The sequence below is a fragment of the Kitasatospora sp. NPDC057904 genome, assembly GCF_042887925.1.
In the GTDB taxonomy this organism is placed as follows: Bacteria; Actinomycetota; Actinomycetes; order Streptomycetales; family Streptomycetaceae; genus Kitasatospora.
This window is the reverse complement of record NZ_JBHVOL010000032.1, coordinates 33,223-54,122: the sequence shown is the minus strand read 5'-3', so window position 1 is coordinate 54,122 and position 20,900 is coordinate 33,223. Positions and strand designations below refer to the sequence as shown.

Here is a 20,900-nt window from a genome sequence, read left to right as displayed (position 1 = left end):
GGCGCGCTCGCGGTCCCTTCCATTCGCCCCGCGGGCGTCAGGGCCGCGCGGGACCGCCGAGCTTCGGGGCCGGGACGGGCGCCGCGGCACCGATCAGGACGACCAGCTCGTGGCCGCCGGGGTTGGTCTGGATCGGGACGGTCCGCCAGTTGTTGGCCAGCCAGACGTTGCCGGAGGGGTCGATCTGGACGCCCGTGTTGCGCTCCAGCCCGTCGCTCGTGTAGCCGGTGCCGGCCGGGGAGATGGGCTGGCCGGTGCGGTACCCGGGCGGGCAGGCGGCGAGGTTGACGCCGCACAGCCGGGCGACGCGGTGGCCGCCGAAGTTGGCGACCCACACGGTGTCGTCACCGTCGACGGCGACACCCCAGGGCAGGAACAGGCCGCCGTTGGTGAACGGTTGGGGCGCCGGGGTGCCGTCGGACCCGATGAACGTCACCGAGGTGCCCGGGCGCGGGCCCGCCTCGGTCGCCACCGCGTTCGCGAGGTCGTCCACGGAGCTGTTCCCGCAGGGCACCGGCAGGATGCCGCTGTTGCTCACCCACGCGTTGCCCCGGCTGTCGGTGGCGACGCCCAGCGGCTTGCTCAGGCCGCCGCCGGAGACCGTCGGCCCCGGGGTGCCGTCCGGGCCGACGACCTGGACGGTGTCGCTGCCGTTCCCGCCGACCCAGAGCCGCCCGGCCGGGTCGACGGAGGTGCCGAACGGCTTCTGGACGCCGGGCGTGGCGATCTCCCGGGCGCGGGTCGCGTCGCCGTCCGGGATCCGGGCCACGCTGTCGCTGCCGCAGTTGGCCACCCAGACCGTGCCGGCACGGTCGGCGGACATGCCCTGCGGCTGGGCGATCCCGGCGCCGCGCCAGCCGTCTGGCGGGGAGAGCGGGGTGCCGTCGGGGGCGAACTGGGAGACGCTGCGTTCGAGCCGGGTCGGGTCGATCGGACAGCCGCGGCCCTGGAAGCCGAAGTTGCCGACCCAGGCGCTGCCCTTCGCGTCGACGGTGACGCCGAACCCGGCGCCGTACAGGCCGCCGCCCTGGTAGGGCGCGCCGGGGGCGTCCTGGCCGGTGGGGGTGAACTTGAGGACGTTGCGGCCGCCGCAGGTCGGGACGAGCCGGTCGGCCTTGTAGACGTAGTTGTTGGTGATCCACGCGTTGCCGTCGGCGTCGAAGGCGAGGTTGCCGGGGCCGTCGACCTCGTGGCCGTTGCCGTCGTAGCGCAGGGCCACGGTCCAGGCGTCGGGGGCGACGGGGAGCGCGGGCCCGTAGCGCGGGGTGGTCGCCGCGAGGTCGAAGAGGGCGGCGGCGTTGTTCCCGGGGTCGTGCGCGATGTCGACGGCGGCCTGCAGGGTGTTGCGCGGCCGCTCGTGGCCTGGGCGGCGGGCCAGGTCGAGCAGCCGGTCGCAGGCGTCGCCGGTGACGCAGGAGGCGAGCAGGTCGGCCAGGGTGTTGAACTCCGCCATGGTCGAGGTCTGGGAGCCGTTCGGCGGGGCGGCGAGCGGCGCGGCGATCTCGCCGGTGCCCGTGTCGGCCAGGTTGTGCGCGATGGCGGCCGCGTTCTGCAGGCCGGGGTAGGTGCCGGTGACGCCGCCCGGGCCGGTGAAGCGCGCGAGCGCGTAGGCGGTGGCGACGGTGGTCCGCTCGTTGACGACGAGCTCGGGCGGCGCGGCGGCCCCGCTGAACACGGCGGCGAGTGCCACCGCGGAGTGCCCGGTGCCGCGCCGCTCCCGCCCGAAGTCGGCGACCACGTACAGCACGGCGCGCGGGTCCTCCGGGCGGCGGTAGTCGAGCGTGAACCGCCCGTCCGCCGCACTCCGCGCCCTGCCCAGCACCCGCGGCCGGCCGCCCTCGCCGTCCCCGGCCTGGTACAGCGTCACCCAGGCCCCGCCCAGCGGCCCGTCACCGCCGCGCACCACCCCGCACTGCTCGGTGGGCTCCCATCCCGCCGCGACCGCGTGGGACGGCCCGGCGGCGAGCTGGGCGAGGAGGGCGGCGGCGATCAGGGCACCGCGACGTCTGCGCATGGGGGCTCCATTCGGTGAAGGGGGATCATCGGAGGGGGACGGGCCGCCCGCCGCCCTCCTACCTGCCACATCCCGGCCCGCCCGCACGCGACCGGCCGCCGGACACGGCGGAAATTGCCCGGGACGGGCGAGACCCGCCCGCCGAGGCGGCCCCGTGTGACCGGCATCACGCGCCGGGGATCGAACTTCCGCGCCCGCCGTGCATCCAGTCCGTGTCAGCCATCCACCCTCACCATCTCAGCGAGGTTCCTTCCCATGGGTTATCTGCGCGGATTCGTCCCCTGGATCGTCTCCGGGGCCGTCTCGTCCTTCGACTGGCGCTGGGGCGCGCTCGGCGGGCTCGCGTCGGGACTGCTGCTCCTGCTCCAGGACCGGCGGCGCGGGGTCGGCCTCGACGCGCTGGTCCTGGAGGTCAGCGCCGTCGTCTACTTCGCGGCCGTGGGCGCGGTGGCCCTCGCCGCGCCGCACGCGGCGCTGTCGAAGCCGGCCGGCATCCTCTCGTTCGCCTGGCTGGCCGTCACCGCCTGGGGCTCCCTGGCGCTGCGCCGCCCGTTCACGCTCGGCATCGCGCGGCGGCGCACGCCCCGCGAGTACTGGGACCGGCCGGAGTTCATCGCGGTCAACAACCGCATCACCGCCGCGTGGGGTGCCGGGTTCACGTTCATCTGCGTGAGCCTGGCCGTCGGCGGCGCGGTCCACGCCCCGGCCTGGACCGGGATCGCCGCCCACGTCGCCGGCCTGGCCGGCCCGGCGGTCTTCACGAGGGTGCATCCCGCCCGCGCACGGGCGCGGCTGCTCGCGCGGGCGGCGCCCGTCCCGCAGGAGCAGTAGCCGCCGGGGCGCGGCGACCGGCGTATCGTCCTCCGGAAGGCCTCAACCGGCCTGGCGCTCAAGGTCTTCCCGGAGGCGTACGGACGATGGCACCGCTCACCACCACCACCTCCACCACGTCCACCACCGCTTCCGCCTCCGCCGACGACGCGGCGCTCACGCGCCGCGCCCAGGCCGGCGACACGGCGGCCCTCGGGCTGCTCCTGACCCGCCACCAGGCGGCGATGCGCGCCGTCGCGTTGCGTCTGCTCGGCTGCGGACCGGACGCGGAGGACGTGGTGCAGGACGCCGCGCTGACGGCCCTGCGCCGCATCGGCGACGTCCGGGACCCGGCGGCCGTCGGGGCGTGGCTGAGGGCCGTCGTCCGCAACGCCTGCCGCATGCGACTGCGCGACGCGCGCGAGACACCCGGCCTGGACGAGCGCGACCTCGTCCGGTTGCGCGGGCACGAGCAGTCACCGCCCGAGCGGTTCATCGAGCAGCACGCGATGCGGGACTGGATCTGGGGCGCGGTGGAGGAACTGCCGCCGCAGCTGCGGCTGGTGCTGATGCTGCGGCACTTCAGCGGCATCACCTCCTACCAGGAGATCGCCGCCGTGTGCGAGGTGCCGGTCGGCAGGGTCCGCAGTCGGCTCAGCCAGGCGCGCGCGAAGATGGCGAAGGCGCTCGAAACGACGGCCGCGCGGGCGCACGACGACGCCTCCGCCCTCGCCGAGGAGAGTCGGCACGAGGCGGTGGCGACCCTGGAGGCGTCGGCGCGCGGCCAGCTGCCCCGGGAGATCCTGGAGTTGTGGCCGGACCAGGCCGAGATGGCCGGCCGCTTCGGCCGGCCGGGGGAGCGCGTGCACCCGTTCCCGGTCATGCGGCAGGTACGCGAGAAGGGCGTGCGCCAGCACGTGCGGCACGTGGTGGCGAGCCGGGACATCACGATCTGGGAGATGGACGTCGTCAACCCCGCCGGGGCCGCCGACCCCTGCCCGCCGACGCTGGCGTGGCTCATGTTCCGCCGCGACCGGCGGGTCCAGCGGCTCCAGGTGGTCTTCCCGGGGCGGCCGGTGAGCGGATGAGGGGTCGTCGGCGGGCGGGCAGCGGCCGCTTCAGGGGCCTCAGGGGCCTCAGGGGCCTCAGGGGGCGATGGTGGCGTGCATCTCCCACACCAGGATCTCGGCGGGTTCGGTCGCGGTGACCTTCTGGCCGCCGGTCCCGGTGAAGCGCACGGCGTCGCCCGCGGTGAGCGGGCCGGCGCCTTCGAGGACGACGTCGCCGCGGGCGACGAACAGGTGCAGGAAGGGGGCGTCGGGCAGTTCGACGTCCTGCCCGGGGCGCAGCCGGGCGACGTGCAGGGCGGCGTAGCGGTTCTTGATGCGGATGGCGGACGCGCCGTCGTGCTTGGCCATCCCGGAGGCGACCGGGAGCAGGTCGCCGGACAGCAGCTCGTCGTCGATTTCGAGCTGCTCGTAGCCCGGCGTGATGCCGCTCTCGTCGGGGACCACCCACATCTGGATGAAGTGGACGGGGTCGGTGTGGACGTCGGTGCCGCCCAGGCGCCAGGAGTCGTTCTTCTCGGAGTGCAGGATGCCGCTGCCGGCGCTCATGCGCTGGGCGAGCCCGGGGTAGATCACGCCGGAGTGGCCGGTGGAGTCCTGGTGGACCAGGGAGCCCTGCATCACCCAGGTGACGATCTCCATGTCGCGGTGCGGGTGGGTCTCGAAGCCGCTGCCCGGCCGGACGGTGTCGTCGTTGTTGACGAGCAGCACCCCGTGGTGGGTGTTGGCGGGGTCGAAGCGGCCACCGAACGAGAAGGAGTGCTTGGAGTCCAGCCAGTCGATCTTGGTGGAGAGGCGCTCGTCGGAGCGGCGGACGTCGATGCGGGGGAGGTTCGCGGCGGTGCTCATCTCGTGGTCCTTTCGCCTGGTCGCCCGGCGGCGGCCTTCGGGTGCCCGGTGGTGCCTTCGTCACGCCCAACATAGTTCATCGTTCAACTATTCCATTGGACGGCGGCGCGAAGTTGCGGCGCCGGAAGATCGCCGAACGAGGTCGGAAGGCAGCACACAGCGCCGGAATCGGAGCGTCGCGTCTTCTCCGTGCTGGACGCGCACGGCGACGGTCGGCTGGGCGGGGACGAGTTCACCCGCCTGCCACTGGCAGCGTCACCCGTGAGAGCGGACGGTTCGCCCGCGACACGCTCAAGGCGGTCGGCACCAGCGCCGGCGCAGGCTGCGGCACCGCGACTGGCGAGACCGCCCTGGACTCCACCCTCGTCATCCGCCTCACCCGCCAGCGGGCCGTCCGGCGGCGAGCACGGCCCGTGAGGCTGCCGCGCCCGCGTCGGTAGCCGCCCGCGCGGACGGGGGCGCCGGTGGCCGCTCCGGCGCCAGGGGTCCCGGGCGTGGCCGGGACCGGAAGCGGGCGCGAAGCGGTCCGGCGGCCGTCAGAGTGCGTACATGGAGGAGTAGGGCGGGATGATCCGCTCCTGTCGCGAGCCGAAGTCGACCAGGACCGCGGCCTCGGGCCCGTCCTCCACGTCTATGACGCGGCCGAGGCCGAACTTGTCGTGGGTGACGCGGTCGCCCATGGCGAACCGCTTGGGCGGTGCGGCGGGCCGGGCTTTGAAGGGGCTGGTGGGCAAGGGGCGTCGGACTGCCGGTGGTTTTCTCATCGTGGTCAGTATGCTCCGAAAATCGGTGGGACGGGTCTTCCCGGAGAGTCCGAATCGGTGCGGTGTGCGCCGTGGCCGACACGCCCCCTGCCGGGCCCGAAATCAGGACCGGGCCGGACGGTGGCGCGGACGCTTCCAACTGTACTGCCAGGCATGCCGGTTGCCGGCCGGGTCGGAGCGGGGAAGGCGGGCCCGAGCGGGGCGGCCGAAAAATTCGCGCGGAGTGTTCGCCGGGGAGGGTCGGGGCCTGCTACAGTCGAAGTAGTTGCAGTAGTGGTTCCCATGAACTTTGTGTGCGCCTGCTGATTGTCGCAGGCGCATTTTTCGTTTTCCGGCTTTTCGGAGGGTTCTCATCGCGGCGACTCGAAAGTCCGTAATGTGCGGACTTCGGACGGTCTCTTGAAGGGGATTTCTCATGGCCACCGGTACCGTGAAGTGGTTCAACTCGGAAAAGGGCTTCGGCTTCATCGAGCAGGACGGCGGCGGCGCTGACGTCTTCGCCCACTACTCGAACATCAACGCCAACGGCTTCCGCGAGCTGCTCGAGGGCCAGAAGGTCGAGTTCGACGTCACGCAGGGCCAGAAGGGCCCGCAGGCGGAGAACATCCGCCCGCTGTAATTCCGGCCGGGCGTTCGTCCGGTAGTGAGGGGCCCGTACCGCGCAATGCGCGGTACGGGCCCCTTCGTCGTTTCGGGAGTGCGCGTCCAGTCGGTGCGGGCGTCCGTCAGGCCGGTCGTGCGGAGCGGACGAAGTCCCCGAACTCGGCGTACAGCTGGGTGACGGCGGCGTCCACGGCGGGCGAGACGCTGTCGTAGTTGAGGAAGCCGTGGATGAGCCCCGGGTAGACGTGCCGGCGCACCGGAACTCCGGCGGCGGCCAGGGCGTCCGCGTAGGCCAGTGCGTGATCGCGCAGCGGGTCGTGCTCGCCGACGCCGATCACCGCCGGCGCGAGGCCCCGGTGATCGGCGGCGAGGAGGGGTGACACCCGGGGATCGGCCGTGGTGGAGGGGTCGCCGCCGGTGTAGAGCTGGATGTCGTGCCGGCACTCGTCGGCCGTCAGGAGATAGCCGGTGGCGTTCTCGGTCATCGACGGGAAATCGGTCCGGCCGCTGAGATCCGTCGCCGGGTAGGCCAGCAACTGGGCCGCGACCGGAGTGCCGTCGTCACGCAGCGCCAACGCCACCGCGGCGGCCAGGTTGGCGCCGGCGCTGTCCCCGGCCAGCGCGAGCACACCTCCGCCGGACCGGTCGATGCCCGCGGCGACTTCGCGGGCCACGCCCACGCAGTCGTCGTACGCAGCCGGGAACGGGTGCTCCGGCGCGAGGCGGTAGTCGACGCCGACGACCACCGCGTCGAGATCGCGGCAGAGCCGGCGGCAGACGCCGTCGTGCGTGTCCAGGTCGCCGAGGATCCAGCCGCCGCCGTGGATGAAGAGGACGGTCGGCGCCGGACCGGTGCTGTCCGGGCGGTAGACCCGGACGGGCACGCCGGCGAGGGTGTCCTCGGCGACCGAGCCGACGGCCAGGGGCGGGCTGGGGGCCACGGCGAGCGACAGCTCCCGGTTCCCGGCCCGCATCTGCTCCACAGTGGGCGCGGCGGCCGGCGGCGGGCCGTCGAGGCCGAACTTCTGGAGGAGGGCCCGGATACTCGGATCCATCGCCATGATCCCGTGCTCCCTCTCGGACGGTGCTCCGCTGTTCCCCGCTCATCCTGGCGCCGGGTGGCCCTTAATGCGGTCCGGGCGGAGCCGTCCGGGTGAGTCGGCCGGCGCCGGGTACGGTGCCCGGCGCCGGCCGGTCGGGGCTAGCGGTGCGCGACCTTGAACTTGGAAGCGCCGTCGTAGCTCCGGTAGAAGGCCGCGGGCCCGCTGACGTTGGAGTTGTCGGTGTGGCTCTGCTTGCCCGAGCCGTTGAGGAACTTGCCCGAGAAGTAGGTCGATTCGAGGGAGATGGTGTCACCGGCGCGGACCACCAGCTTGCCATCGCCCTTGATGGTGCCCGTGGTGGCGATGTTGCCGGCGGTCTGGCTGATGCTGTTCTGGAACTCGATCCCGCTGTTGACGGGGGACTTGATCTTGCTGACGATGAGGAACTGGCCGTTCGCGACGGTCACCTCGCCGCAGGACAGCTTTTGGTTCGACGGGATCGTCAGGCCGGCGTCCGCCTTCACGAGGCCGGATGCCGTGATGGCCGTGGCGTTCAACCCGCCGTCCGCCCTCACGAGGCCGGTCGCCGTGATGGTCGTGGCGTTCAATCCGCCGTCCGCCTTCACGAGGCCGGATGCCGTCACGGTCGTGGCCGTGAGGCCGGCGGTGGCTGAGAGCAGTCCGGTCGCCGTGACGGTCGTGGCGTTCAACCCGCCGTTGGCGGAGACCAGGCCGGACGCCCCGACGGTCGTCGCCGACACCCCGCCGCTCGCCGTCACCAGCCCGGTCGCCGTGATCGTGGTCTCCGCGGTGAGCGCGGCCTTGGTCTTCAGGGTGTTGACCACCACGTTGGGCTCGTTGACGGTCAGCGAGGTGGTCAGGAAGTAGTCCTGCCCGTCGAGCGTCGCCTTGAGCGTGAAGTTCGCGTTGTCGTCCAGGCTCGGAGACTTCCATACCCGGTTGGCGAAGTTGGCCTGGTTGCTGTCGCTCGTCTCGGTGCCGTCCGCCTTCCGGTAGTACATCGTGTAGGTGATCCGGTTGTCGGCCGGCGCCTGCCACAGCAACTCCACGGTGTTGCCGCGGTTGATGACGACCGTCCGGGGGCGCAGGCTCCGGAAGAAGAACTCGTCGTTGCCCTTCTGGACCTTCACCTTTCCGGTGCGCTTCTGGAAGCTGCCGTCCGCTCCGGTCGTGGAGGTCGTCTCCTCGATGTCCAGGTCCACCGTCCCGATGGACGGGTTCACCTCGATGCCCGACAGCGTGAAGCTGACCGCCCACGTGCCGTCGAACAGCGCCGTGGTGTCCGGGACGAACGAGAAGACGGCCACGTTGGGATCCGTCGTGTTGCCGTCGATCCACCACTCCGTGCCCTGGGCCTCCCCGTCGACCTTGCTGACCGCGGTCGTGATCAGCGTCGGCTCGATGGTCAGGTCGGTCGCCGACCGCCCGGTCGGCACCTTGACCGTGATCCCCTTGCAGTACACCTTCGACGTCCCGGTCGGCAGGTCCCGCCCGAAGCGCAGGACCACCGTCCCGTACTCCAACTCGTTCATCGTGCTCACCCGCAGTGGGCTGGGCACCGTGCCCCGGGCGGGTTTCACCAGGTTCGTGTCGGCGGCGGCATCGACCTCGGTCACTGCTGTCCCTCCGATTCGCCGGCCGGGAGCACGCGCGCCGCGATGCGGCTGCTGCGGCTGCTCACCGGTCCGTTGTCCGTGCTGGTGTCCTCGGTGATCTCGACCTCGGTGCTCTCGAAGCCGGGGTCGAGCCCGATCGTGAAGGAGATCGCCCAGGTGCCGTCGAACCGGGCGGGCTGGTCGGGCACGCAGGCGAAGACGGTGACGGTCGGGTCGGTGGTGTCGGGCACGATCCACCACTCCTGGCCCTGCGCGCTGCCCTGGACGGACGGCACCGTGGTGGAGACCGCGAGCGGCTGACGGGCGAGGCGTGGGTCACTGGCCGGGGCCGGCACGCGCACCGAGATCCGGGTGCACCGCACGGGCTGCGCGGCCTCGTTCCGCCCCTCCTCACCGACGGTCAGCCGGAGCTGGTGGTAGCGCGGCGGCGCGTTGTCGGTGGCGTCCGGTCCGGCGTTCGGTCCGGATGTGATGTCCACCCGGTAGGGCAGCAGCAGGGTCATCGGCTCTCTCCTTCACCACCGGCGCCGGGGTGGAGTTGCAGGTATCCGGCCCGGGCGGCCGGCAGCGGGTCGTCGGGGTGTGACAGGTCGTCGGCGGGCATGATCGGCAGGTCGGTCCAGAGCGGCGGGCCGTCGCCGGAGACCAGGGGCTGGGCCCAGCTCCACGTGCCGTACAGGGCGCTGGGGCGCGGCATGAGGACACCGGCGCCGGCCGGCTCGGCGGAGCGGTGCCCCTCCGGTTCCGAACGGAGCGGCGCCAGCAGCGGGTTGAGGCGGAAGGAGGCGCGGATGGCGGACAGCGCCCGGTGGGTCGTGTCGGCGTCCACGCCGAGCGAGGCGACGGGGAGGATGCCCGTGGTCGCGTGGACGGCCGTGTGCGGACAGGCGAGGACGGTCAGGTACCGGGTGAGCTCCCGGTCGGCGGGCCGGGCCGGCATCGCGAGTCCGGCGCCGTTGCCGATCGGCGCGAAGTAGGGCAGATCCCTGGCGGCCTCGGGGTCCGGCTCGGGCAGGAACAGCTGCCGGTACGAGGTCTCCTGGCCCGGCTCCGAGGTGTAGTAGCCGATCAGCCCGTCGGCGAGCTGGTCGTACTCGCCCAGCCGCACCGGCCACCGGTAGTCCGGGAACTCCTGGGCGCTCGGTTCGAGGGCCTCGTCCCAGGCCGGGTCGGTCAGCGCCGGGCCGAGCAGTTCGAGACCGAGCCTGGCCCGGACCAGGGCGACCGGCCGCCCGATCAGCCGGGCCGGGGTGCGGTCCTCCGCGGGCGAGGGGTCGGTGATCCGGGCGAGCGCGTCGTCGATCGTGGTCATCAGCGCGTCGAAGGTGTCGGCGTCGCGGCCGACGAGTTCGGCGGCGAAGCCCGCCACGTGCGGATGGACCCGGACGAAGTCGGCGGGTTCGGCGTACTCGGCGTGCGGCAGCGCGTTCCAGGCGATCTCCCGCCCGCCGGTGGCCGTGGTGATCACCCGCAGCTCGCCGAGCGGGCTGCCGTCGGGGCCGTAGACCAGCAGGGACCGGTCGAGGTGGTTGACCAGCAGCCAGCCGGCCACCGGGGTGTCGCCGAGCGGGTCGGGCGCGCTGCTCACCGCCGCGAGCGGGCGGTCGTCGCTGTGGTGCACGGGCTCGAAGCGGATCCGGGTGTCCTGGAGCAGGCGCGGTGGCAGCTGGACGAGGCGCTCCGTCCGGGTGCCGGGGAAGAGCGGCTTCCCGGGGTCGGGGGTGACGCTGATCGCCCGGACCGGGTCGAACTGGCCGGGCTGCGACTGCTGGGCGGTGACCAGGCGCAGGGCCTGCCCGAAGCGGTCGATGATGTGCAGTTCGGTGAAGTAGAACTGGCCGGCCCGCACGGGCTGGAAGCGCTGCCGGCGGCGGTCCCCGGCGCCGTCGGGCACGTGGTTGCTCTGGCCGGCGAGGGCCAGGACGCCGGGATCGGTGGGGACCTGGGCGGTGCCGTCGTGCTGGACGAGCCAGTCGTTGAAGCCGTCCAGGGTCTGGGAGAGGATGTCCAGCCGGTCGAAGTCGTCCTGAAGCAGACGGAGTTGGCCGAGCAGCTCGTCCGGGGCCCCGGCCAGTTTGCGCTCGGTCTGCTCGCGCAGCACGTAGGAAAGGGCCGGCGTGAGGAAGGAACGTCCGGCGAAGTGCGTCCAGCGGACGCCTCCCTCGCCGTCGCCCTCGGGGACGCCGGTGCCGTTCCAGTGGTGGTCGCGGCCGTCGAAGGTCCAGTTGTCCCGGCCGCCCGCGTCGGCGCCCCCGCTGCGGAAGGGGGTGGCGCAGTACTTGATCCGCCACTGGAGGTACATCGGCAGCCAGGGCTGGCGCCAGGGGCGGGCGTACTCGGGGAAGGGGCCGTCGGTGAGCTCCTCGGGCCGGGCGACGATGTCCTTGAGCGCGTCGCCGGTGCGGGCGGCGCGGTCCAGCACCGCCAGCTCGGCCACCAGAAGCAGGCAGAGCTCGGGCAGCCCGGTGAGGTCGGGGGTCAGCGGGTTGGGAGCCGGGGTGACGTCCTCGCTGCCGATCCTCACCCGGGTCAGCAGCGCCGAGGGCAGTCGGCAGGGGAGCGGCTGGTCGTCGGGACGCCCCAGCGGCTGGGTGGTGCCGGTGCCCGCCATCACCACCACCGGGTCGGCGGGCCGGTGGAAGGACGGCTGCGGCGAACGCTTGAGCTCCTGGCTCTCGGGCAGCTCCTTGGCGGTGGCGAACGCGTCGATCGCCGCCTGCAGGGCGTCCTGGTCCTCGGCGTGGGGGATCTCCGCCCGCAGGTCGTCGAGATCCGCCCGCAGGGTGGTGATCCGCTCGCCGACGGTGTCGATCTCCCGGTTCCAGGCCGTCTCGTCGAACTCGAACGGCGTGGGCCGCCGCTTCTCGGGCAGTTTGCGCAGCCACCAGAGCGACCACAACCGCCACTGGAGGGAGGCGAGTTCGGCCACGCCCAGGTCATATGCCGCCTGGTGGGCGTTCAGGTCGTCCAGCCACGTGGGTTGGGGAAGTGCGGGAGCCGGTGCGTCGGTTCCCTCCTCACCGGGCCGGTCGACCACGCGCCAGAGGTGTCCGCCGTCGCTGCCGCCGAACCAGGACCGGCGCATCACCTCGTCGAGGTCGATCGGGCCGTCGGCGTCGTCCAGCGCGGCGAGCTCGCCGTGGAAGAGGGCACTGACCAGGTCTCCGTCGCGGGTGCACTGGTTCTGCTGGGCCACGAGCGCGGCGGCGGCCTCCGCAGTGCTGTGGCCGACGGCGACCTTCGTCGCCGTCCCGTCGGGCCGGTCGGAGTCCGGGACGACGCCGTCGCGCCGCCAGTCGACGCCCAGCGCCGTGCCGGCGTAGCGGGTGCGCTCGATCGAGCCCGGCACGTCCTCGGGCGCGGCCCAGCCCAGGGCGTCCAGCACGTCGGTCGGTCGGGCGGGATCGGCGTCGGGCGGCAGCAGACCGGGGATGCCGGCGGTGGTGCGCAGGATGTCGGCGCCGTCGTCGGAGTACCAGCCGACGACGGCGTAGCTGAGCACCGCGTCCGGCGGGTAGTTGTCGCCGTGCTCCCGGTCGCGCAGGTCCTGGAGGGTGTCGTGGAAGAGGAAGACGTTGCGGTGGTAGGGCGCGAACGCGGCGAAGGCCGGCAGGCCGGAGCCGATCGCGGTCAGGAAGAGCGGGCGCGGCGCCGGCTCCGTCCAGGGCCCGGTGGCGAGGTCGTGGGCGCGGCCAATCCGGTCGGTGGTGGGGCCGGCGGCGTACGGGTTGAGGTAGGAGTTGCTGCCGTCCCAGATGGGGCTGGAGTCCGGGCGCTGCGAGGAGAGGTAGTCGCTGTGCACCACCCAGCCGGCGGCGGTGGTGGCGCCGCGCACGGTGGCGTAGCGGACCACGAGCCAGCGGTTGGGCACCAGCGGGAAGGTGCTCTCGCCGCTGTCGGGGTCGATGTGGCCCGTGGTCAGGGCCTCGGGGAGCTGCCACTGGAGGTGGACGCCCTCGAAGGAGGTGCCGGTCCAGTAGTCGTGGAGGTTCTCGTACGGCTCGGGTTCGCCGCTGGTCTTGAACTCCTCGTCGAGCATCATGGTGAACATCGGCGACCACCGCTTGAAACGGTCCTGGTCGGAGCGGACCGCTCGGTTGGCCACCAGGGCGTGCACCTCGACGGGCACGATGAGGTCGGTGTCGGTCATCGGCGTCCATCCCCGGTGTTCGGTGTCGGCTGCGTGACGGTGATGCTGAGGTGCGGCCGGTTGTCGGAGGACTCGCGGGAGGTGATCCGGATGAGCTTCCTGACCGCCTGGTCGTTGGCGAGTGCCAGGGAGAGCTCGTCGCCGGTGTGTTCGCGCAGGTGCGCGGTGATGTCGAACTCCAGCCAGGCCCAGGCGTCGACCGCACCGACCCGGGCACGGGCGACGGGATCGGCGGACAGCTCCGGCCGGTTGGCCCAGGCGAGGGTGGACTCGGCCCAGCCGGCCGCGGTGGCGTAGGCCTTGAGCTCGAAGTCGCCCTGGTCCTGGGCGGCCGCGTACACCCGCAGCAGGGCCCGGCCGATCCGTTCGGGCGGCGGCAGCTCCGTGGTGTCGAAGCGCAGGTAGGCGATCCGCGTGGTGCTGTTGGTCGGCCCCTCGTTCTTGACCAGGAGCGGGTTCGTGGCTCCGAACTCCGCGCCCGAGCCGTACTTCGCCACGGTGTCGGCGACGCAGTCGCAGCGCACGGTGGGGGGCAGGAGCAGTTGCTCCAGCGGCGCGTTCACGAGTTCCAGCGCGAACTGCCCGGGGGACAGCAGGTGCCCGTTCGGCAGGCAGGCGGCGGACAGCGCCTGGAGGAGCCCGAAGTCGCCGCCGAGGTCCAGCACGTCCGGGAGCGTGTCTCCGCGGCCGGGGCGCAGGTAGTCGAAGACGGTGCCGGAGGCCGGGTCGCCGGGGTCGGGGAACTCGGTGCCGGTCGGGAATCCGACCCGGTCGCCGGTCAGGTGGCGCAGGCTGATCCGTTCCTCGGAGTTGATGCCGAAGTGGATGCCCTGGCCGGGCTCGCGGATGGCGATGTGGTCCGGGACGGCGTCCCAGAGCACCAGCAGCACGTCCGGGGCGAGGTGGTCGCGGCGCAGTTCGCCCACCGGCGTGCCGTCCGCGGTGGTGGCGAGGATGTCGAAGACGGGCCAGGCGCGGACGAGTTCGGAGTTCATCAGCAGTCCCGCGGCCGGCCGTGCCGGGCCGGTTTTGTTGATTCGTTCGGTCAGCACGCCGTGCAGGTCGCGGTCGAGCGAGGTGTGGGCGCCGACGTCGCTCGCACCGGCGACCAGCGCGTGGATCCAGTCCGGGTCGATCCGGAAGGCGCGCAGGCTCTCGGGCGGCAGCATCCGGGGATCGGGCACCAGGTGGGCGAACGGCACGCCGTTGAGCAGGGCGAGGCGTTCGAGCCAGTCGGGCATGGTCGGCGTCGAGTCCCGGGCGAGCGTCAGGAGCGAGTCGTGGGCGCGCGGCTCGGCCAGCAGGACGCGCGGCTCCGGGCGGGCGCGGCGCACCGCCGATGCCGGGGGCGGGCCCTGGACGCGTGGGGCCTTCAGGGACTCGACCAGGCGGCGGCCGAAACCGGGTGCGGCGAGCTCGCGCAGCGCCGCCGTACCGGCCGGTTCGGCCGGGTCGGCCGCAGCTCGGGCCGGGTCGGTGGACCGGGCGAGCAGGGCGGCGGCGCGGTTGCCCAGTTCCCGGCGGGCCTGGACGACCTCGCCGCTGTAGTCGGGGTCGGCGAGTGCGAGGGTGCGGCCGAGCGTCCAGGCGGCGGCGTAGCTGACGTCGAAGAGGCCGTACTCGCGGTCGTAGATCAGCGCGTGGTCGGCGGTGGTGTGCGGGCCCTCGACGGCTTCGACGGGCAGTGCGGGTGCGGTCAGCGGGGTGAGCGGGCCGCGGTACCAGGCGTAGGTGTCCTCGCCCGCGAGGGTCCGGTAGGCGACAGCGGTGTAGCCGTGGTGCAGCCGGGTCCGCGCGTGTGCGGCCTCCGGGTCGTCCGAGGGGTCACCGGGCGGCGCCAGGCGCAGCGCGAGGCTCTCCGGGTCGGTGTGGCCCGGCGCGACGAGGTTGCGCAGCAGGCCCGCCGGGTCGAGCGTGCCGTCGGGGTCGTTGGTGAAGGACCAGGACCACAGGGTGCACAGCCGGACCTTCGCCTTGCCGGGCAGGGAGCCGGGCGCGAGGCGGCCGAGCCAGCCCTCCAGGGAGACGAGGTGCACGGCGTAGCTGCCCGGCGTGCGGGGGAACCGGTTCGCGGCCACCACCGCGTATTCGCCTTCGGTGAGGATCTCCCCGTTGTCGCGGCGCTGCGGGGCGGTGCGCACGTCGCGCATGTGGGTGAGGTGGTGGAGCTCGTCCTCGCGCGCCACGATCCCGTGGAAGAGGTCGACCGGCAGGTCGATGGTGCGGCAGGGATTGTCGCCGTCGATGTCGCCGGACAGCTCGGGGCCCGTGGTGTCACGGCCCGGGTCGCGCAGCTCGCTGATCGGGCGGGTGGTGAACTCGCCCTGGGCGTCTGGGTCGTCGTCGATCTCCCCCGGGCCGAAGACCAGCAGGGCCAGCCACGGCGGTTTGGCCGCCGCCAGGCCGAGCAGTTGCCGCTCCCAGGGCAGGATGGCGCGGCTCAGGGTGACGTGCGGCAGCACGTGCCTGTAGCGCCCGACGGCGCCCGGCGGCGGGAAGACGGCGTGCACGGACGAGGGGTCGAGCACGAACTGCGCCGCGCGGATCTCGTAGCGGTCCGAGGCCTTGGGCAGCGGGTCGGTCTCGGTGTCGATCCGGACGCCGTCCTTGGTCAGCCGGTGTTCGACGGTGATGGTGTAGATGCCGGCGGTGGCCTTGGGGTCGAGGTGGTCGTAGAACGAGACGGTGAGGTCGGGTCGGGCGGGCATCGCGGTCACCTCGCGGCGGCGGTCAGGAGCGGGGGGTCGGTCAGGGTCCGGCCGGCCTTCTCGGCGGTCCGGGTCAGCGGGCCGTCGCTGTCCGGCGCGACGCCGAGTCCGGCCAGTGCCCGGTGCAGCAGGGTGCGCTTGTCGGCGGTGTCCACCAGCGTCTCGGTGATCACGCCGACGCTGCCCGGGTCGGCGACCGGGGAGTCGCCGGCGACGGCGCCGTCGCGCAGCGGCATCCGGCCGGGCGGCAGGCCCTCGACGTCCAGGGCCTTGGACGGGACGTCGCCGACGCCGAGCTGCCGCGTCGGTCCGGGCACCACGACGGTCAGTCCGGTCAGGCAGTCCGGCACCAGGCCGGGCTGCTTGAGGGCCGCGTTCGGGTCGGCGAGCGGTGCGCCCCACAGGGCCTGCGGCATGCCCTCGACGGTGGGGGTCACGGTCCAGCCCTCCGCCTCCCAGGGGTAGCACGCTCCGCGCTGGTCGCGGATCTCCACGACGTGCTCGCAGACGACGCCGCTCAGCCGCATCGGGCGGATGTCGATGCGGGCGTCCTCGCCGCCGGCGAAGAGCACGCCGTTGAGGGTGATCTTCGAGGCGGGCAGCGCGGACTCGACGGACACGGTGAAGCCGTCGATCCGCACCAGTTGCGGCAGTTCGGCCGCGAGGCGGGCCTCGGACTCGTCCTCGGTGACGTCCGGCAGCTCCACGCCCTGCTTGAGCGCGGTGCGCGAGGGCGCGGGCAGCTGGAGCTGGAAGTCCTCCCACGGCACGGGCGGCGCGCCCGCGCGGTCGGCGCCGAAGCCGATGGTGAAGGAGATGAACCAGACCTTGATCTTGGCCCGCCCGCCGATCGGCGGCAGCCACAGCTGGAGGCCGACGCCGACCTCCAGCGACACCCGCACCCGCACGAAGAGCACCTTGACGGTGGCGGCGACCCCGATGCTCAGGCCGAAGGCGAGGTCGGCGTAGAACGGCTTCCACTGCACGAGCGCGTCGACGTGGGCGGTGAACCAGGCCCGCAGGTTGATGCCGTGGCCGTTGTCGTAGACCGCGGCCAGCGCCCCGCCGATCATGAACGCGCCGTCGGTGAGCGCCGCGTACGCCTGGCCCTTGATGGTCACCGGGCCGCGCTCCCACAGCCAGCCGATCCGGGGCGGCTTCGGGTAGTGCTTGGGGGGATCGAACTGGGGGTGGTAGCCGCCGGCGGAGAGCACGAAGCCCTTCTTCACGCCGCCGGGCAGGTCCTTGCCCCACACGTAGAGCGAGATCCCGCCGGTGAGCTGGGCGTTGGGGTCCAGCAGGTAGGAGCCCTTGGCGATCACGGTGTCCATCGAGAAGCGGCCGAGCGCGGAGTCGTAGACGTAGACGAAGTCCACGACCACCTTGCCGAGGCACAGCGCGTTGACGGCCGACGGCGCCACCGCGTAGGCATCGCTCTCGGTCGGCAGCTTGGGCGGCAGCATCAGCGTGGTGCTGCCCGCGAGCATCACCTTCCAGCCCGCCTCGCCCCACTCGACCAGGGCCAGGGCCCGGGCCTGGATGAAGCGGTAGACGGTGAACTCCATGCCGCCGGCCACCCAGTACTGCCCGCGGGCCGGCGTCACCCAGCCGCCCGCGCCGACCAGTTCGTCCAGGGCCTGGGCCGGGGTCTTCGGCGGCTCGCCGGCCGTCGCCCCGAGGCGTTTGGTCAGGGGGAACGTGCCGAGCTCACCGGTAGTGGGGATCCGCACGGTGCTGTTGACGCCGAAGCCGAGCACGACGCCGGTGAACGTCACCGGGCCGATGCTGAACAGGCCGTTGATGCGGTTCTTCCCGGCCACCAGCTCGGCGTACGCGAAGATCGAGTCCCAGCCGTCCTTGTGCTTGGCCCAGCTGCCGTTCAGCTGGAGGGCGAGGAGGTCGAGCAGCTCGATCCGGCCGGCGGCGGCGAACGCGAGCTCGTACTCGGGGCCGAGGTCGAGCCGGGTGAAGGCGCCGGCGATCACCACCTTGGGCGGGCCGGGGCGCTCCAGCGCCAGGCTGGCGCCGCGCAGCACCGGCAGGACCTTCCAGTCCTTGTCCACCCCGAGGCCGAGGCCCAGCAACTCGATCGTCAACGGGCCGACCGCCATGGTGGCGTCGAAGGCGATGAACAGCCGGCCGTGGGCGTAGCCGAGGCCGGGACGGCTGAGGCGCACCGGGCCGAGCGCGTACCCGTCGAAGGCGCGCTGCTCCTCGTCGGCCCGTTCGCGGCCGAGCACGACGCCGCCGCCCGGGCCGAGCGCCGCGAACTCGCGGTCGGCGGGGTAGACGAGGTCGATCTTGCCGCCCTCGAAGCCGAGCTTCGCCCACATGACGGTGGTGTCGGGCTCGAAATCGCCGGGGAGCAGGACGGGCAACAGGGCGGCGGCGGTGGGGCCGTTGGTGTCGATACCGGTGTCGGCGGCGACCGCGGGGTCGGTGGCGAACTCGGCCAGCAGCGCGTTGAGGTCGGCCACCTCTGCGGCCGTCCACGCGCGCCGGGGCGCGCCCTTGCTCATGCCGGCCCAGGCGAACTGGAGGTCGGTGACGGTGACCTCGCGGTCCGGGTCGGTCTCGTCGACGATCGGCAGGTCGGAGGCCTTGACCCGGACGGTGCCGCGCACGGCCGCCAGCAGGCGCCGGCGCTGGGGTTCGTTGGCGGGCTGGACGGCCAGCATCCAGCCGAAGAACGAGGAGGTCGCGGCCAGTACGAGCTCGAACTTCCGGAAGTCGAGGCGCAGGCCCACCGAGTACAGGCGCGGCATCAGCTGGTCGGGGACCAGCGCGTCCGCCAGCTCCGCGCCGAGGCCGACCATCAGCTCGTCGGCCGGCACGCCCTCGTCGTCGTGCCAGCGGGCGGTGAGCGCGACCGGCGGCGTCGGGCCGGTCGGCATCGGGACGGCGAACCTCAGCTCCGCCCCGCCGGGGAGCGTCAGCGACAGGTGCGGGAAGCGGGGGTGCACGCGGAAGCTCTTCAGGTCGATGTCGAACCCGAGGCCGGGCAGGCCCAGCGAGGTCCCGCCGCCGAGCAGGAGCCTGGCGTCGAACGCGATCCGCAGGACCCAGTCGGTGCCGAAGTCCCAGTCGGGCTCGCCCTGGGCCGGCCAGGTCAGGCCGATGCCGGACAGGCCGAGTGGGCCGAGCTCAAGGTCCGGGAACTCCAGCCAGGTCGGGTCGGGGGGTGTCAGCGGCGGTGGCCAAGGGATGCCGAGCGAGGCGGAGGGACGGCCGGGCAGGCGCCAGTCGACGTCCAGCGACCAGCCCGGACGGCCCTCGCCTCCGCCGGAGGACTCCCAGGTCAGGGTGGGCCACCAGGCGCGCGCACCACCCGGGAACGAGCCGATCCAGCCGTTCAGCAGGTCCGACTGCGGTCGGCTGAGGCCGGATCCGAGGGCCGCCAGGCTGATCCCGTTGAGCAGGAAGTCGGGCAGGTCCGGGAGCAGGTCCCCGATGAACGGCAGGTCGGCGAGCCAGGTGTCGAGTCCCTTGATGCCGAGCAGGGCGACCTTGCCCCAGTCCCCGGGCCCCGACAGGGACGGGAGGCCGGCCAGCACGAAGCGCAGCCACTGCGACTCGCCGGTCAGTTCGAAGTCGCCCACGCCCAGGTCGAAGCGCAGCCCGAGGGCGGGGAGCCGGGGATTGAAGAAGTCCGGCAGCGCGGGCGGCGAGACGTCGAAGAGCCCGAGCAGGTCCAGCAGCCCCAGTCCGCTGCCGTCGCCCTCGCCGTTCCACCAGCCGGTCAGCACTCCGGGGCCCGGCAGCCCGGGGAAGCCCGGGAGTTGCGGCAGGTCCGGGCCCTCGGGTACGGCGAAGGTCAGATCCAGGCCGCCCAGCGGGAGGCCGATCGACGGCAGACGGGGGAGGAGGGTGAAGTCGCCCGCGCCCGGGCGGTCCGGGAGCGAGAAGTCGAAGCCCGCGTCGGGGAGTTGCAGGTCGAGCCAGCCGAGCTTGACGGACAGCCGGAAGTACACGCCCAGGCCGTCGCCTCCGCTCCCGCCGCCGGAGTTCCTCAGCGGCCAGCGCAGGCCCAGACCGGAGAGCGTGAAGCGGCCGAGGGAGAGCGACGGGAACTCCGGTACCCAGCCGATCTCCGGCACCTCCAACCGCACCGCCCAGACTTGCGGTTCCTGGCCGGGGAGTTGGTAGGCCGCGCCCGCCCAGACTCCCGCCGCCAGCTCCCGCTCCGGCAGCAGCGGCCACCAGCCCCGGTCGGCGAAGGCCGCGGTCACCGCGGTGTTCACCGCCGAGCTCTGCGCCCCGGTGAGCCGGTCGCCGACGACGAACGCCTCGACACCGCGCACCCCGATCAGCTCGCCGTCGGGGATCTCGCCACCCACGTGGGGGAGTTCGGAGAGCAGTGCCTGGCTCTCCCGCACGCCGGCCAGCGCCACCAGGGGGCCGCCGATCGACGGCGCGGCGAACACGAGGCGCAGGTGCTCGGTCTCCACTCCGAAGACCACCCGGCCGGCCGCCAGGTCGTAACGTGCTACCAGGGCGCTCACGTCGGCGTGGAACGCCTGCGGGAGTTCGGTGAGGTCCAGCCCCCAGGCCGCGGCGAGGTCTGCCGACCCCATCGCCGCCCCCATGGCCACGTCGATCTCCACGCGCAGCCCGACGACGTACCTGTCCGCCTCGTCCGCCAGGAACTCCAGCCGCAGCAGCGCCTCCCGCCCCTCCAGCAGCGCGGCCGTGCCGAGCACGGTCAGGCTCTCGCGTAGCGCCTCCGTCACCCGGAGTACGAAGTCCTTGCCCGCGCCGAACAGTTGATACAGCTCCGGTAGTTCGATCGAATCGAGGGGCAGGGTGAAGTCCTCGCCCGGAGCCGGGAAGGAGTTGAGCAGGTCGGCGACTTCCAGGGCCATGGGAACGGAGGGTCCTCTCGTGCGCAGCGGCGGGAGGCATGTGCTGGAGGCAACTGCATGGGCATGCCGAAGCGGCATGCCGGTGGCGTCGGCCAGTACACCCCGTGATGGGATCACGACACGGCGTGAACTGCCAACACCCCGTCGATGGGGCATGGGCCAGAATTCGCCAATGACGCGAAAGCTGCCGCACCGATGGTCAGTTCGTGCCAACGATGGCATGCGAACTACTTCCGCGTCCGGCTGACACACCGGCCGACTCGCGGCTCGGCCTGCTCGGTTCGCCGTGTGGTGACGGCGAACCGGTTGTCCGTGGGGGACTCCGGCGTATCAGCTGCCCGGTCCGGTGCGCCCCGGGGCGCTCCGATCGTGCGGGGCGGGAGTAAGTTGCGA

At 73.0% G+C, this 20,900-nt stretch carries 12 protein-coding genes; 3 read left to right on the top strand and 9 right to left on the bottom strand.

Features of this window, described 5'->3' with window-relative positions; all coding sequences use genetic code 11:
• Window positions 1-37 precede the first annotated feature (37 nt).
• Entirely contained in the window at window positions 38-2,014 is a 1,977-nt protein-coding gene (locus tag ACFVSN_RS40970) for a hypothetical protein (protein ID WP_387958546.1), read from the bottom strand.
• 255 nt (window positions 2,015-2,269) lie between these two features.
• Here ACFVSN_RS40970 and ACFVSN_RS40965 point away from each other — a divergent pair, with 255 nt between their 5' ends.
• Window positions 2,270-2,845 (top strand): hypothetical protein, encoded by a 576-nt coding sequence (locus tag ACFVSN_RS40965; protein WP_387958544.1) that lies wholly within the window; start codon window positions 2,270-2,272, stop codon window positions 2,843-2,845.
• An 86-nt stretch (window positions 2,846-2,931) separates the two neighbouring features.
• A complete protein-coding gene (locus ACFVSN_RS40960; RefSeq protein ID WP_387958542.1) occupies window positions 2,932-3,912 on the top strand; it encodes an RNA polymerase sigma factor in 981 nt (326 codons plus the stop codon).
• Window positions 3,913-3,969: 57 nt separating this feature from the next.
• Here the strand turns inward: ACFVSN_RS40960 and ACFVSN_RS40955 are convergent, their stop codons facing one another.
• Both ACFVSN_RS40955 and ACFVSN_RS40950 read right to left on the bottom strand, forming a co-directional pair.
• The gene (locus ACFVSN_RS40955; RefSeq protein WP_387958540.1) at window positions 3,970-4,740 is read right to left on the bottom strand and encodes a pirin family protein; all 771 of its coding nucleotides are present in this window, start codon (window positions 4,738-4,740) and stop codon (window positions 3,970-3,972) included.
• 536 nt (window positions 4,741-5,276) lie between these two features.
• A complete protein-coding gene (locus tag ACFVSN_RS40950; RefSeq protein WP_387958538.1) occupies window positions 5,277-5,504 on the bottom strand; it encodes a hypothetical protein in 228 nt (75 codons plus the stop codon).
• A 415-nt stretch (window positions 5,505-5,919) separates the two neighbouring features.
• Here ACFVSN_RS40950 and ACFVSN_RS40945 point away from each other — a divergent pair, with 415 nt between their 5' ends.
• Complete coding sequence (locus ACFVSN_RS40945) at window positions 5,920-6,123, top strand: cold-shock protein (RefSeq protein ID WP_359971493.1); 204 nt, start codon at window positions 5,920-5,922, stop codon at window positions 6,121-6,123.
• Window positions 6,124-6,229: 106 nt separating this feature from the next.
• On the opposite strand, the gene ACFVSN_RS40940 is transcribed toward ACFVSN_RS40945, so the two are convergent.
• The 6 genes from ACFVSN_RS40940 to ACFVSN_RS40915 all read right to left on the bottom strand — a co-directional run bounded on the left by ACFVSN_RS40940 (window position 6,230) and on the right by ACFVSN_RS40915 (window position 20,507).
• Window positions 6,230-7,162, bottom strand: coding sequence for an alpha/beta hydrolase (locus tag ACFVSN_RS40940; RefSeq protein WP_387958536.1), 933 nt, complete (start codon window positions 7,160-7,162; stop codon window positions 6,230-6,232).
• Window positions 7,163-7,308: 146 nt separating this feature from the next.
• Entirely contained in the window at window positions 7,309-8,787 is a 1,479-nt protein-coding gene (locus tag ACFVSN_RS40935) for a hypothetical protein (protein WP_387958534.1), read from the bottom strand.
• Window positions 8,784-9,290, bottom strand: coding sequence for a hypothetical protein (locus ACFVSN_RS40930; protein WP_387958532.1), 507 nt, complete (start codon window positions 9,288-9,290; stop codon window positions 8,784-8,786). Before ACFVSN_RS40930 ends, ACFVSN_RS40935 begins: the two co-directional genes overlap by 4 nt.
• Window positions 9,287-12,937, bottom strand: coding sequence for a hypothetical protein (locus ACFVSN_RS40925; RefSeq protein ID WP_387958530.1), 3,651 nt, complete (start codon window positions 12,935-12,937; stop codon window positions 9,287-9,289). The genes ACFVSN_RS40930 and ACFVSN_RS40925 overlap by 4 nt, the downstream gene beginning before the upstream one ends.
• Window positions 12,934-15,645, bottom strand: a complete 2,712-nt coding sequence (locus tag ACFVSN_RS40920) for a DNRLRE domain-containing protein (RefSeq protein ID WP_387958528.1) — start codon at window positions 15,643-15,645, stop codon at window positions 12,934-12,936. Before ACFVSN_RS40920 ends, ACFVSN_RS40925 begins: the two co-directional genes overlap by 4 nt.
• A gap of 5 nt (window positions 15,646-15,650) precedes the next feature.
• Window positions 15,651-20,507, bottom strand: a complete 4,857-nt coding sequence (locus ACFVSN_RS40915) for a DUF6603 domain-containing protein (protein WP_387958526.1) — start codon at window positions 20,505-20,507, stop codon at window positions 15,651-15,653.
• Between the last annotated feature and the right edge of the window lie 393 nt (window positions 20,508-20,900).